Annotated in this window: 21 protein-coding genes; all 21 read right to left on the reverse strand. The window is 66.6% G+C overall.

Annotated elements, in window-relative coordinates; translation table 11 throughout:
* Positions 1–110: 110 nt before the first annotated feature.
* The 21 genes from ACIBVL_RS18565 to rplN all read right to left on the reverse strand — a co-directional run bounded on the left by ACIBVL_RS18565 (position 111) and on the right by rplN (position 13,048).
* Positions 111–944, reverse strand: a complete 834-nt coding sequence (locus tag ACIBVL_RS18565) for a glycosyltransferase family 2 protein (protein ID WP_399098260.1) — start codon at positions 942–944, stop codon at positions 111–113.
* A gap of 228 nt (positions 945–1,172) precedes the next feature.
* Complete coding sequence (gene truA / locus ACIBVL_RS18570) at positions 1,173–2,030, reverse strand: tRNA pseudouridine(38-40) synthase TruA (protein WP_399098261.1); 858 nt, start codon at positions 2,028–2,030, stop codon at positions 1,173–1,175.
* Positions 2,031–2,170: 140 nt separating this feature from the next.
* Positions 2,171–2,686: a 50S ribosomal protein L17 gene (gene rplQ, locus ACIBVL_RS18575; protein WP_399098262.1), complete on the reverse strand. Its 516-nt coding sequence runs from the start codon at positions 2,684–2,686 to the stop codon at positions 2,171–2,173.
* A 117-nt stretch (positions 2,687–2,803) separates the two neighbouring features.
* On the reverse strand, positions 2,804–3,826 hold the full coding sequence (locus tag ACIBVL_RS18580; protein WP_003966937.1) for a DNA-directed RNA polymerase subunit alpha: 1,023 nt from the start codon (positions 3,824–3,826) through the stop codon (positions 2,804–2,806).
* 153 nt (positions 3,827–3,979) lie between these two features.
* Positions 3,980–4,384, reverse strand: coding sequence for a 30S ribosomal protein S11 (gene rpsK / locus ACIBVL_RS18585; protein WP_010354218.1), 405 nt, complete (start codon positions 4,382–4,384; stop codon positions 3,980–3,982).
* Between the two features lie 66 nt (positions 4,385–4,450).
* The gene (rpsM, locus tag ACIBVL_RS18590; protein WP_030788235.1) at positions 4,451–4,831 is read right to left on the reverse strand and encodes a 30S ribosomal protein S13; all 381 of its coding nucleotides are present in this window, start codon (positions 4,829–4,831) and stop codon (positions 4,451–4,453) included.
* A 199-nt stretch (positions 4,832–5,030) separates the two neighbouring features.
* On the reverse strand, positions 5,031–5,144 hold the full coding sequence (gene rpmJ, locus ACIBVL_RS18595; RefSeq protein WP_003948619.1) for a 50S ribosomal protein L36: 114 nt from the start codon (positions 5,142–5,144) through the stop codon (positions 5,031–5,033).
* Positions 5,145–5,216: 72 nt separating this feature from the next.
* Positions 5,217–5,438: a translation initiation factor IF-1 gene (gene infA, locus ACIBVL_RS18600; RefSeq protein WP_003948620.1), complete on the reverse strand. Its 222-nt coding sequence runs from the start codon at positions 5,436–5,438 to the stop codon at positions 5,217–5,219.
* Between the two features lie 152 nt (positions 5,439–5,590).
* Positions 5,591–6,427, reverse strand: coding sequence for a type I methionyl aminopeptidase (gene map / locus ACIBVL_RS18605; RefSeq protein ID WP_399098443.1), 837 nt, complete (start codon positions 6,425–6,427; stop codon positions 5,591–5,593).
* 102 nt (positions 6,428–6,529) lie between these two features.
* The gene (locus ACIBVL_RS18610) at positions 6,530–7,192 is read right to left on the reverse strand and encodes an adenylate kinase (protein WP_399098263.1); all 663 of its coding nucleotides are present in this window, start codon (positions 7,190–7,192) and stop codon (positions 6,530–6,532) included.
* On the reverse strand, positions 7,192–8,505 hold the full coding sequence (gene secY / locus ACIBVL_RS18615) for a preprotein translocase subunit SecY (protein ID WP_399098264.1): 1,314 nt from the start codon (positions 8,503–8,505) through the stop codon (positions 7,192–7,194). Before secY ends, ACIBVL_RS18610 begins: the two co-directional genes overlap by 1 nt.
* A 259-nt stretch (positions 8,506–8,764) precedes the next feature.
* Positions 8,765–9,220, reverse strand: coding sequence for a 50S ribosomal protein L15 (gene rplO / locus ACIBVL_RS18620; protein WP_003974249.1), 456 nt, complete (start codon positions 9,218–9,220; stop codon positions 8,765–8,767).
* A 2-nt stretch (positions 9,221–9,222) separates the two neighbouring features.
* Entirely contained in the window at positions 9,223–9,405 is a 183-nt protein-coding gene (gene rpmD, locus ACIBVL_RS18625) for a 50S ribosomal protein L30 (RefSeq protein ID WP_009190145.1), read from the reverse strand.
* Positions 9,405–10,010, reverse strand: a complete 606-nt coding sequence (rpsE, locus tag ACIBVL_RS18630) for a 30S ribosomal protein S5 (RefSeq protein WP_014674381.1) — start codon at positions 10,008–10,010, stop codon at positions 9,405–9,407. Before rpsE ends, rpmD begins: the two co-directional genes overlap by 1 nt.
* A gap of 36 nt (positions 10,011–10,046) precedes the next feature.
* Positions 10,047–10,430, reverse strand: coding sequence for a 50S ribosomal protein L18 (rplR, locus tag ACIBVL_RS18635; protein ID WP_399098265.1), 384 nt, complete (start codon positions 10,428–10,430; stop codon positions 10,047–10,049).
* A 3-nt stretch (positions 10,431–10,433) separates the two neighbouring features.
* On the reverse strand, positions 10,434–10,973 hold the full coding sequence (rplF, locus tag ACIBVL_RS18640) for a 50S ribosomal protein L6 (RefSeq protein WP_399098266.1): 540 nt from the start codon (positions 10,971–10,973) through the stop codon (positions 10,434–10,436).
* A 24-nt stretch (positions 10,974–10,997) separates the two neighbouring features.
* Entirely contained in the window at positions 10,998–11,396 is a 399-nt protein-coding gene (gene rpsH, locus ACIBVL_RS18645; RefSeq protein WP_055632350.1) for a 30S ribosomal protein S8, read from the reverse strand.
* A 209-nt stretch (positions 11,397–11,605) separates the two neighbouring features.
* Entirely contained in the window at positions 11,606–11,791 is a 186-nt protein-coding gene (locus tag ACIBVL_RS18650; RefSeq protein WP_003956452.1) for a type Z 30S ribosomal protein S14, read from the reverse strand.
* 5 nt (positions 11,792–11,796) lie between these two features.
* Positions 11,797–12,354 (reverse strand): 50S ribosomal protein L5, encoded by a 558-nt coding sequence (rplE, locus tag ACIBVL_RS18655; protein WP_250070976.1) that lies wholly within the window; start codon positions 12,352–12,354, stop codon positions 11,797–11,799.
* Entirely contained in the window at positions 12,354–12,677 is a 324-nt protein-coding gene (gene rplX, locus ACIBVL_RS18660) for a 50S ribosomal protein L24 (protein ID WP_030039760.1), read from the reverse strand. The genes rplE and rplX overlap by 1 nt, the downstream gene beginning before the upstream one ends.
* 2 nt (positions 12,678–12,679) lie before the next feature.
* Positions 12,680–13,048: a 50S ribosomal protein L14 gene (gene rplN / locus ACIBVL_RS18665; protein WP_003998823.1), complete on the reverse strand. Its 369-nt coding sequence runs from the start codon at positions 13,046–13,048 to the stop codon at positions 12,680–12,682.
* Between the last annotated feature and the right edge of the window lie 79 nt (positions 13,049–13,127).

The following is a 13,127-nucleotide window of genomic DNA, read 5'->3' on the forward strand; positions in this document are numbered from 1 at the left end:
AGGGCACCCCGGACCAACGAGCCGCGCCCGCGGGCCGGCCTCCCGGCTCTCCCACGGCGCTCGCCTGGCGCTGTCTCAGTCCGCATGTGTCCCCTCGAAAACCTCGGCCGTCACGCCAGAGAGTGGCCGCTCCTCACCGTCCCCTGTGCCGCGCGGTCCACGGCGCCCCGAGGCACCTCACGCTGAGCCGGCATCAGGGGCGGTGGGACGGGTCTGGTGGAGCGGTCGTGCCACTGGGCCCGGGTGTCGGTGCGCAGTGCGTTGTCGCGGAGCCGGTGGCGGAACAGCTGGGCCACGTTGGACACTCCGTCGGAGAAGGCGTTGAGCTTCACGTCACCGCCGCGTGGCCGGTACTCGATAGGCACCTCCATACAGCGGAAACCTTCCCGCACAGCTGCGTTCTTGATCTCCTGGGAGAAGCCCATGCCGTCGGAGGTGACCTTGAGCGTCTCCCAGATGTAGCGGCGGAAGACCCACATCCCGCTCTGGGAATCGCGCATCGTGCTCTTGAAGAGCTTTCGGCTGACCAGGCTGAGGGCGTGATTGGCCACGGTGTGCGAGGGCTTCATCGCCTCGCGGTTCTCCCGGCCGAGCCTGTTGGTGTTGAGGAACTCGACCTGGTGCTCATCGACGATGCTCAGCAGTCTGGGCAGGTCGTCGAAGGGATACGTGCAGTCGGCGTCGCCGGTGGCGATCACCTCACCGCGGGCCGCGGCGATCCCCGCCTTGTAGGCGTTGCCGTAGCCGCGCAGCGGCTGATGGACCACCCTGGCCCCGTAGGATTCGGCGATCTCGGCGGTCCCGTCGGTGGAACCGTTGTCGGCGATGATCACCTCGACGCCCCAACCGGCCGAGGTGAGTTCTTCCACCGGGATCGTCGCGAAGACACCCGGCAGGTTCTCGGCCTCGTTCAAGGCCGGTATGACGACAGACAGACTTGACACAGCGGGCTCCCCCCCGGCTGACACAAAGGATCGGGAACAGGTCCCGGCACCTCTGTTGTCACAACACGCCGGCCCCCCCGATAGCAGCCTTCACCCTAAACCCGCACGATGCACACACCAACCATCAAGGGATGACCTTAATCACACAGCTTCTCTCCAGAAGGGAAAATTAACGCGCATGAAGCACTTCCTCGCCAACAGGCAACACCGCTCGAATATGACGGTCCGTCAGCAGCACCCCACGCCGGGGAGCGACCGCTTGTTGCGGGCTTCCCGGCTGCGGGCCGCCAGCAGTTCGTCGGCCGGGTAGCCGACCTCCTCCAACGTCAGCCCGTGCGGCCGTACGACATGCACGGCCGAGTCCCGCACACCGGCGGCCAGCACCTTCCCGGGCCACTCGGTCCCCCGGTGCCCGTCCCCCACGAACAGCAGCGCCCCGATCAGCGAGCGCACCATGTTGTGGCAGAAGGCGTCGGCCCGCACGGTGGCGGTGATGATCCCGTCCTCGCCCTTGACCAGGCTCAGTTCCTGGAGCGTACGAATGGTCGTCGCGCCCTCCCGCCGCTTGCAGTAGGCGGCGAAGTCGTGCTCCCCGAGGAGCCGCCCGGCGGCCTCGTTCATGGCGTCGACGTCGAGCGGCCAGTCGTGCCAGAGGACGTGATTGCGCAGCAGCGGATCGACACCCCCGGGATTGTCGGTCACCCGGTACGCGTACCGCCGCCACACCGCCGAGAAGCGGGCGTTGAAGCCACTGGGAGCCTCCCGCAGCGCCCACACCCGCACATCCCTCGGCAGCCGCCCGGCGAGCCGCTTGAGCAGCTTCTCGTGATGCTCACGCCAGACGTGCTCCGGAAGATCGACATGGGCCACCTGCCCGCGCGCGTGCACGCCGGCGTCCGTCCGCCCGGCGACCGTCAGCTCGTACGTGGTCCCCCCCGACCGCGTCACGGTCCGCAGAGCGTCCTCGATCTCCCCCTGCACGGTCCGCCGCCCCCCGGCCTGCTTGGCCCAGCCGGAGAACTCGCTCCCGTCGTAGGACAGGTCGAGGCGAACACGGACGTAACCGGGCTGTACTTCGTCACTCACACAGAGATCCTCTCAGCAACACAAAGGCGGGCCCGCCCCTGGAAAGGGAACGGACCCGCCAACGCCCCACGGGGCGCGGGGAACCGAGCGAACAACCACGACGAAGCCGCGGCCGCCGACGCGCAGCCCCCGCAGAACGCTTACGCGTCCTTGGACTCCTCGGCCGGAGCCTCGTCGGCCGGAGCGGCGTCCTCGACGACCTCGTCGGCCTTGGTCTCCTCGACCTTGGCCTCCTCGGCCTCCTTGACCGCGCGCTTGGTCGCGGCCTCGGCCTCACCGGTCGCCTGCTGCGCCACCGTCAGCGCCTCGACCAGCTCGATGACGGCCATGGGCGCGTTGTCGCCACGGCGGTTACCGATCTTGGTGATCCGGGTGTAGCCACCCGGACGGTTCTCGTAGCGCGGGCCGATCTCGGTGAAGAGCGTGTGCACGACGCTCTTGTCCGTGATCACCTGGAGCACCTGACGGCGGTTGTGAAGGTCGCCCTTCTTCGCCTTGGTGACCAGACGCTCGGCGTACGGCCGCAGACGGCGGGCCTTCGCCTCGGTGGTGGTGATGCGGCCGTGCTCGAAGAGGCTCTTCGCGAGGTTCGCGAGCAGCAGCTTCTCGTGCGCGGCACTGCCGCCCAGACGGGCACCCTTGGTGGGCTTCGGCATGGTTCTTCTCCTGTGTGTCTGCCCCGGCCGTATCAGGTACCGGGGTCAGTATCCGAGCGGGCGGTCGCCCGTCGGAGATCCGGGGTCCGCTCAGGCGAACCCCGGAGGTGGTGGAGATCAGTACTGCTCGGTCTCCACGAAGCCCGCGTCCGCGTCGTCGTCGGCACCGAAGGCGTCGGCGGCGGCGGTCGGGTCGAATCCGGGCGGGCTGTCCTTGAGGGCCAGGCCCATGCCGGCCAGCTTCGCCTTGACCTCGTCGATGGACTTCGCACCGAAGTTGCGGATGTCCAGCAGGTCGGCCTCGGAGCGGGCGACGAGCTCACCCACGGAGTGGATGCCCTCGCGCTTGAGGCAGTTGTACGACCGAACGGTGAGCTCGAGCTCCTCGATCGGCAGCGCCAGGTCGGCGGCCAGGGCGGCGTCCGTCGGGGACGGACCCATGTCGATGCCCTCGGCGTCGATGTTCAGCTCGCGGGCGAGACCGAACAGCTCGACCAGGGTCTTACCGGCGGAGGCCATGGCGTCACGCGGACGCATCGCCTGCTTGGTCTCGACGTCGACGATCAGCTTGTCGAAGTCGGTGCGCTGCTCGACACGCGTGGCCTCGACCTTGTACGTGACCTTCAGCACCGGCGAGTAGATGGAGTCGACCGGGATACGGCCGATCTCCTGGCCCACCTGCTTGTTCTGCACGGCGGAGACGTAACCGCGGCCACGCTCGACCGTCAGCTCCATCTCCAGCTTGCCCTTGCCGTTGAGCGTGGCGAGGACGAGATCGGGGTTGTGCACCTCGACACCGGCCGGGGGCGCGATGTCGGCGGCGGTGACCAGACCCGGGCCCTGCTTGCGCAGGTACATCACGACCGGCTCGTCGTGCTCCGAGGAGACGACCAGCTGCTTGATGTTGAGGATCAGGTCGGTGACGTCCTCCTTGACGCCCGGCACGGTGGTGAACTCGTGCAGGACACCGTCGATACGGATGGACGTGACCGCCGCACCCGGAATCGAGGAGAGGAGGGTACGGCGGAGGGAGTTGCCGAGGGTGTAGCCGAAGCCCGGCTCCAGCGGCTCGATCACGAACCGGGAGCGGAACTCGTCGACGACCTCTTCGGTCAACGAGGGACGCTGAGCGATCAGCATGTGTGGATCAGATCCTTCTTTCGTGGACGCCCGCTATTTGACGCCCGACGGAAACCGCACCCGGTGAAAAGTGCGGGTACTGCAAGGGTACGGGCGATACGGCCCTTTCACGGGGTCGTACCGCCCGAAAGCCCGAGACCTACCGGCCGTGCGTCAGACGCGGCGACGCTTCGGCGGACGGCAGCCGTTGTGCGGGGTCGGGGTGACGTCCTGGATGGAGCCGACCTCGAGGCCCGTGGCCTGCAGGGAACGGATCGCGGTCTCACGACCGGCGCCCGGGCCCTTGACGAAGACGTCGACCTTGCGCATGCCGTGCTCCTGCGCGCGGCGGGCAGCCGACTCGGCGGCCATCTGCGCGGCGAACGGCGTGGACTTGCGGGAGCCCTTGAAGCCGACGTGACCGGCGGAGGCCCAGGAGATCACGTTGCCGGCCGGGTCCGTGATGGACACGATCGTGTTGTTGAACGTGCTCTTGATGTGCGCCTGGCCGTGCGCGACGTTCTTCTTTTCCTTGCGGCGCACCTTCTTGGCAGCGCCCTGACGACCCTTGGGGGGCATCTATTACTCCTACGGGAGGTGGTCGGTCCTACAGCGAAGACCGCTGGACGGCGAGTCCGCTGCGGACTACTTCTTGCCCGGCTTCTTCTTGCCGGCGATGGCGCGACGCGGGCCCTTGCGGGTGCGGGCGTTGGTGCTGGTGCGCTGACCGCGGACGGGCAGACCGCGACGGTGACGGAGACCCTGGTAGCAGCCGATCTCGACCTTGCGGCGGATGTCGGCCTGGATCTCGCGACGGAGGTCACCCTCGGTCTTGATGTTGTTGTCGACGTACTCGCGGATCGCGACGAGCTGCTCCTCGGAGAGGTCGCGGACGCGGGTGTTCGGGTCGACGCCGGTCGCAGCCAGCGTCTCCTGCGAGAGGGTCCGGCCGATGCCGAACACGTAGGTGAGGGCGACCTCCACGCGCTTGTCGCGCGGGATGTCAACACCGGAAACGCGTGCCATTCAATGGCTCCTGGTGATCTTCGGAGGTCTTCCGCAGAACCGGCTCCCAGCCGCCGTACCAGGTACGAACTGGGTCCCCGGCCTCCGAACCGGGGGTATCAGGCACAAAAAAATGCCTGGGCCCTGCGTATGAACATATTCAGCTCGCGTCGCGCGAAGTCTCTGCGATGTCGATGCAGAGGGTGTGATCCGTGAGCGATCAGCCCTGGCGCTGCTTGTGGCGCGGGTTGTCGCAAATGATCATGACCCGACCGTGACGGCGGATCACCCTGCACTTGTCGCAGATCTTCTTGACGCTCGGCTTGACCTTCATGGGATGTGAGGTTCTCCGGGTCAGTTGCCGGCAACCCCGCGCACACGACAGTGCGCGGGACCTGGGCAAGATCTACTTGTACCGGTAGACGATCCGGCCACGCGTCAGGTCGTACGGAGACAGCTCCACCACGACCCGGTCGTCAGGGAGGATGCGGATGTAGTGCATGCGCATCTTGCCGCTGATGTGTGCCAGGACCTGGTGGCCGTTCTGGAGCTCGACCTTGAACATGGCGTTCGGAAGAGACTCGACGACAGTGCCCTCGATCTCGATGGCACCTTGCTTCTTGGCCACGCTTCGCCCTTCGAATCGACTACCTTGATCGACTCTGAGCTACCGCACGCAGACATACGGATACACAAGAGCCGACGAGTCAGTCTACGCCAGCCCCCGCTGAAACACGAATCGAGAAGTCTGCCCCACGGACGAGATCATCATGCGGGTCTTCAGGCGAGGGGGTCCGGTGCCGCCACGACGCCGTGTTCCGCCAGCTTGGCCCTGCCGCCGTCGGGAGCCGTCAGGACCAGAGGGCCCTCCTCCGTCAGGGCGACGGAGTGCTCCCAGTGCGAAGACCAGGTGCCGTCCGTGGTGATGACCGTCCAGTCGTCCTCGAGGACCTCGGTGCGCGGGGTGCCGAGGGACACCATCGGCTCGATCGCCAGGCAGAAGCCGGGGACCAGCTTGGGGCCCTTGCCCCGCCTGCGGTCGACGTAGTTCAGCAGGTGCGGGTCCATGTGCATCTCGGTGCCGATGCCGTGGCCGCCGTAGTCCTCGATGATGCCGTAGCGGCCGCCGCCGGGCTTGGGCTGGCGGCGGATGTAGGTCTCGATCGCCCGCGACACGTCCACCAGGCGGTTGCCCTGCTTCATCGCCGCGATGCCGGCCCACATCGACTCCTCCGTCACCCGGGAGAGCTCGATCAGCTCCGGGGCGTGACCGGAGCCGACGAACGCCGTGTACGCCGCGTCGCCGTGCCAGCCGTCCACGATCGCGCCGCAGTCGATGGAGATGATGTCGCCGTCCTTGAGGACGACCTCCTCGGACGGGATGCCGTGGACGACCACGTCGTTCACCGAGGTGCAGATCGTCGCCGGGAAGCCCCCGTAGCCGAGGAAGTTCGACTTAGCGCCGTTCTCCGCCAGGACCTTGCGCGCGACATCGTCCAGATCCTTCGTCGTCGCCCCGGGCACCGCCGCTTCCCGCGTCGCCGCGTGGATGGCGGCGACGACCAGCCCCGCCGCACGCATCTTGGCGATCTGCTCGGGGCTCTTGATCTGCACCATGGGGGGCCTGCGCTCTCCGTCACTCAGGTCGGTCATTCTCGTACGTACACAACAGTACGGCCGTGAAGTCCCCAGGACTCCACGGCCGTACCAGGCCGACGACTACTGGTCGCCGCCCTCGCGCTTCAGTGCCGCCAGCGCACGGGCGGTGACCTCTTCCACGGGGCCCATGGCCTCGATGGTCACGACCAGGCCCTGGGACTTGTAGTAGTCGATGATCGGCTCGGTCTGCGTGTGGTAGACCTCCAGCCGCGTACGGACCGTCTCCTCGGAGTCGTCGTCCCGCTGGTACAGCTCACCGCCGCAGACGTCACAGACGCCGTCCTTCGCCGGCTTCTTGTACGACACGTGGAAGACGTGGGCCGAGTCGTTGCGGCAGATGCGCCGGCCGGCGATCCGCTTCACGACCTCCTCCTCGGGAGCCTCCAGGTCCAGTACCGCGTCCAGCTTGATGCCCTCGGTGGTGAGGAGCTCGTCCAGCGCCTCGGCCTGCGAGACGTTGCGCGGGAAGCCGTCCAGCAGGAAGCCGCGCTCGGCGTCCGCCTGCTCCATACGGTCCTTGGCCATCGCGATGGTCACCTCGTCGGGGACGAGGTTGCCGGCGTCCATGTAGGACTTCGCGAGTTTCCCGAGCTCGGTCTGCTGGCTGATGTTGGCGCGGAACAGGTCGCCCGTGGAGATGTGCGGCACGCGCAGTGTCTCGGCCAGGCGAGTGGCCTGCGTACCCTTCCCGGCACCCGGCGGCCCGACGAGGACGATTCGCATCAGCGGAGGAACCCTTCGTAATTGCGCTGCTGGAGCTGGCTCTCGATCTGCTTCACCGTCTCGAGACCCACACCCACGATGATCAGGATGCTGGTCCCGCCGAACGGGAAGTTCTGGCTTGCCCCGAAGCCAACCAACGCCATCGTCGGGACGAGAGCGATCAGACCCAAGTACAGCGAACCCGGCCAGGTGATCCGGTTGAGCACGTAGGAGAGGTACTCAGCGGTCGGTCGGCCAGCCCGGATGCCCGGGATGAAGCCACCATACTTCTTCATGTTGTCGGCCACTTCCTCGGGGTTGAAGGAGATGGCGACGTAGAAGAAGGCGAAGAAAACGATCAGCAGGAAGTACATGCTGATGTAGATCGGGTGGTCGCCCTTGGTCAGGTTGGCCTCGATCCAGGTCTTCCAGCTGGAGGTTCCGCTGGAGAACTGGGCCACGAGAGCCGGGATGTAGAGCAGCGACGAGGCGAAGATGACCGGGATCACACCGGCCTGGTTCACCTTGAGCGGGATGTACGTCGACGTACCGCCGTAGGAGCGGCGGCCGATCATGCGCTTCGCGTACTGCACGGGGATCCGGCGCTGGGCCTGCTCGACGAAGACCACCAGGGCGACCATGACCAGGCCGACCGCGATGACCGTGCCGAACTCGATCCAGCCGCCCGCCAGCGTGCCCTGCTTCTTGATGGCCCACAGCGCGGAGGGGAAGGTCGCGGCGATCGAGATGAACATCAGGATCGACATGCCGTTGCCGATGCCGCGGTCGGTGATGAGCTCACCGAGCCACATGACGACGGCCGTACCGGCGGTCATGCAGACGACCATGACGATGGTGGTGAAGATCGCGCGGTCCGGGACGATCTGGCTGGCGACCGAGCAGCCGGAGAACAGGGCGCCGCTGCGGGCGGTGGCCACCAGGCCGGTGCCCTGCAGGATGGCGAGCGCCACCGTCAGGTAACGGGTGTACTGCGTGATCTTCGCGGTGCCGGCCTGGCCCTCCTTCTTGAGGGCTTCCAGACGCGGGATGACCACGGTCAGCAACTGAAGGATGATGCTGGCCGTGATGTACGGCATGATGCCCAGCGCGAAGATGGTGATCTGCAGCAGCGCGCCGCCGCTGAACATGTTCACCAGACCGAAGAGGCCCTGGTTGCCGGACGCCTCGTCCACACAGCGCTGAACGGACGTGTAGTCCACACCGGGGATCGGGATGTGGGTGCCGACCCGGTAAACCACGATGATCCCGAGCGTGAAGAGCAGCTTCTTGCGCAGGTCGGGCGTCCTGAACGCCCGGGCGAACGCGGTGAGCACGGTGCCTCCTGCGACCCCCGCGCATCTGCGTCAAGGGTGACGGTCTTGAAGGTCGAATAAGAACAACGACAAACGACAACGACATGAGTAACGGTCGACTGCCGCTCAAGGTGCCCCGTTGGGAGAACCTTGTGAAAAGTGGGCAGCGCTGGTCACCTTACCCGCGACACGGCCGCCCTAGGAACGACCGACCGGGGATACCCCATTTGTGGGGTATCCCCGGTCGGGATCGCTCAAGTCATCGAGACGCCTGATGGAGTCAGACGAGCTCGGTGACGGTACCGCCGGCGGCGGTGATCTTCTCCTTGGCGGAGCCGGAGACGGCGTCGACCGTCACCTGCAGCGCCACGGAGATCTCGCCCTGGCCGAGGACCTTGACGAGGCTGTTCTTGCGAACGGCACCCTTGGCGACGAGCCCCTCGACGGTGACCTCGCCACCCTCCGGGTACAGCGCGGCCAGCTTGTCGAGGTTCACGACCTGGAACTCGGTCTTGAACGGGTTCTTGAAGCCCTTCAGCTTCGGGAGCCGCATGTGGAGGGGCATCTGCCCACCCTCGAAGCGCTCCGGAACCTGGTAGCGGGCCTTCGTGCCCTTGGTACCACGACCGGCCGTCTTACCCTTCGACGCCTCACCACGACCGACACGGGTCTTGGCGGTCTTGGCGCCCGGGGCGGGACGGAGGTTGTGGATCTTGAGCGGGTTGTTCTCCGCCATGATCAGTCGACCTCCTCGACCGTCACGAGGTGGCGGACGGTGTGCACCATGCCGCGGAACTCGGGGCGGTCCTCCTTGACGACCACGTCACCCAGGCGCTTGAGGCCCAGGGAACGAAGCGTGTCGCGGTGGTTCTGCTTGCTGCCGATGTAGGACTTCGTCTGCGTGATCTTGAGCTGAGCCATCACGCACCCACTCCGGCACGGGCACGCAGCAGGGCCGCGGGCGCGACGTCCTCGAGCGGCAGACCACGGCGGGCCGCGATCTCCTCGGGACGCTGCAGACCCTTCAGGGCCTCCACGGTCGCGTGCACGATGTTGATCGCGTTGTCGGAGCCGAGCGACTTCGACAGCACGTCGTGGATACCGGCGCACTCGAGCACGGCGCGCACCGGGCCACCGGCGATAACGCCGGTACCGGGGGACGCGGGCTTGAGCAGCACGACGCCGGCGGCCTTCTCACCCTGGATGGGGTGCGGGATGGTGCCCTGGATACGGGGGACCTTGAAGAAGTGCTTCTTGGCCTCCTCAACGCCCTTGGCGATGGCGGCCGGCACCTCCTTGGCCTTGCCGTAACCGACACCCACGGTGCCGTCACCGTCGCCCACCACGACCAGCGCGGTGAAGCTGAAGCGACGACCACCCTTCACAACCTTGGCGACGCGGTTGATCGCGACTACGCGCTCAACGTACGCGGTCTTCTCGGCGGCAGCAGCGCCGCCGTCACGGCCCTTCCGGTCCCGCCGCTCGCCGCCACCGGCACCGCTGCCGCGGCGCTGGGGTCCAGCCATTGGATTACCTCTCTCTTTCCGCTAGCTACAAGCGGCTCAGAACTTGAGCCCGGCTTCGCGGGCGGCGTCCGCCAGGGCGGCGATGCGCCCGGCGTACTGGTTGCCACCACGGTCGAACACGACGGCCTCGACACCGGCGGCCTTCGCACGCTCGGCGACCAGGGCGCCGACCTGCTTGGCCTGCGCGGACTTGTCGCCCTCGGCACCGCGGATCGACGTGTCCAGAGTGGACGCCGAAGCCAGGGTGTGGCCCTTGAGGTCGTCGATCACCTGCGCCACGATGTGGCGGTTGGAGCGGGTCACGACCAGACGGGGGCGCTCCGCCGTACCGGAGATCCGCTTGCGGATCCGGATGTGACGGCGCTTGATCGCGGCGCGCTTGTAGGCGTCGCCCTTCAGGATCTTCTGCCCGTATGCCATGGCTTACTTACCCGCCTTTCCGACCTTGCGGCGGATGACTTCGCCCTCGTACTTGACGCCCTTGGCCTTGTACGGGTCAGGCTTGCGCAGCTTGCGGATGTTGGCCGCAACCTCGCCGACCTTCTGCTTGTCGATGCCCTCGACCTGGAAGCGGGTCGGGGTCTCCACCTTGAAGGTGATGCCCTCGGGGGCCTCGACCAGGATCGGGTGGCTGTAACCGAGCGCGAACTCGAGGTTCGAACCCTTGGCGGTCACGCGGTAACCGACACCGCTGATCTCGAGCTTCTTCACGTAACCCTGGGTCACGCCGGTGATCATGTTCGCCACCAGCGTGCGGGACAGGCCGTGCAGGGCCTTGCTCTGACGCTCGTCGTTGGGGCGGGTCACCTGCAGGGTGCCGTCCTCGCCCTTGGCGATGTCGATCGGTGCCACGACGGTGTGGGTCAGCGAGCCCTTGGGGCCCTTGACCGACACGGTGCGGCCGTCGATGGTGACGTCCACGCCGGCGGGAACCGCGATGGGGAGCTTGCCGATGCGCGACATAGCTGTTTCCTCCGTTCCCTTCTGCTACCAGACGTAGGCGAGGACTTCCCCACCCACGCCCTTCTTGCCGGCCTGCTTGTCGGTGAGGAGCCCGTGCGACGTGGAGATGATCGCCACGCCGAGGCCGCCCAGCACCTTCGGCAGGGAGGTGGACTTCGCGTACACCCGGAGACCGGGCTTGGAGATCCGCTTGATGCCCGCGATGGAGCGCTCACGGTTCGGGCCGAACTTCAGCTCGAGGGTGAGGTTCTTGCCGACCTCGGCGTCCTCGACGCGCCAGCCGGTGATGAAGCCCTCCTGCTGGAGGATCTCCGCGATGTGAGACTTGATCTTGGACGCCGGCATCGTCACGGAGTCGTGGTACGCCGAGTTCGCGTTCCGCAGACGCGTCAGCATGTCTGCGATCGGATCAGTCATGGTCATGAATTGGCCTGTGGCCTCTCTCGCCGGGGTTTCCTGGTGCGCCATCCCTCTCCCCGATCCGAGACGGGACGGGTGCGGCGCGGTGGACCTACGGCGTAGTAAGTCGTACGGGCGGCAGACGCCCAACCCCACAAGCCTAAGGCATGCGGAGGTGGGCCCCTGCCGACCCAGATGCTTACCGAGAGCCTGGGTAACCCCGAATTAGGGGTTTACCAGGAGCTCTTGGTCACGCCCGGCAGCTCGCCACGGTGAGCCATCTCACGAAGGCACACGCGGCAGAGGCCGAACTTGCGGTACACGGAGTGCGGACGACCGCAGCGCTGGCAGCGGGTGTACGCACGCACGCCGAACTTGGGCTTGCGAGCAGCCTTAGCGATCAGAGCCTTCTTCGCCATCTCGCTCACGCCTCCTTGAAGGGGAAGCCGAGGTGACGAAGGAGCGCGCGGCCCTCAGCGTCGTTGGTCGCCGTGGTGACCACGGTGATGTCCATACCCCGGACACGGTCGATCTTGTCCTGGTCGATCTCGTGGAACATGACCTGCTCCGTGAGACCGAAGGTGTAGTTGCCACGGCCGTCGAACTGCTTGGGGGACAGACCACGGAAGTCGCGGATGCGCGGCAGCGCGAGCGACAGGGTGCGGTCCAGGAACTCCCACATGCGGTCGCCACGGAGCGTGACGTGGGCACCGATCGGCTGGCCCTCACGCAGCTTGAACTGCGCGATGGACTTGCGGGCCTTGGTGACGGCCGGCTTCTGACCGGTGATCGTGGTGAGGTCGCGGATGGCGCCCTCGATCAGCTTGGAGTCGCGGGCGGCGTCGCCCACACCCATGTTGACCACGATCTTGACGAGGCCCGGGATCTGCATGACGTTCTCGTACTTGAACTCTTCACGCAGCTTGCCCGCGATCTCCTCGCGGTACTTCGTCTTGAGACGCGGAGTGGTGGTGGTAGCCATCAGATGTCCTCACCCGTCCGCTTGGCAACGCGGATCTTGTTGCCCTCGTCGTCGAAGCGGTAACCGACACGCGTGACGACCTTGTTGCCGTCCTTCTCCACGACCAGCTGAACGTTGGACACGTGGATCGGGGCCTCGGTGGTCACGATGCCGCCGGCCTGGGAGCCCTTGGCGGTCGGACCGGCCTTCGTGTGCTTCTTGACCCGGTTGACACCCTCGACCAGGACGCGGTCCTCGCGGGGGAAGGCCGCGATGACCTTGCCCTGCTTGCCCTTGTCCTTACCGGTGATGACCTGGACCAGGTCGCCCTTCTTGATCTTCATGCTTACAGCACCTCCGGAGCCAGCGAGATGATCTTCATGAACTTCTTCTCGCGCAGCTCGCGCCCGACGGGGCCGAAGATGCGGGTGCCACGAGGGTCGCCGTCGTTCTTCAGAATGACGGCGGCGTTCTCGTCGAAGCGGATGTACGAGCCGTCCGGACGGCGGCGCTCCTTGACGGTGCGAACGATGACCGCCTTGACGACGTCACCCTTCTTCACGTTGCCACCGGGGATCGCGTCCTTGACGGTGGCGACGATGACGTCACCGATGCCCGCGTAGCGGCGACCGGAGCCACCGAGCACACGGATGCAAAGGATTTCCTTCGCACCAGTGTTGTCGGCGACGCGCAGTCGCGACTCCTGCTGGATCACGTCTATCTCCTGTTTGTCTGCCGGTTCCCCGGGAGCCGCTCAGCGAAGCGGCTCCCGGAGCCTGGCGGAACTGTCCTGC

It is taken from the genome of Streptomyces sp. NPDC049687 (assembly GCF_044465285.1).
Lineage (GTDB): Bacteria > Actinomycetota > Actinomycetes > Streptomycetales > Streptomycetaceae > Streptomyces.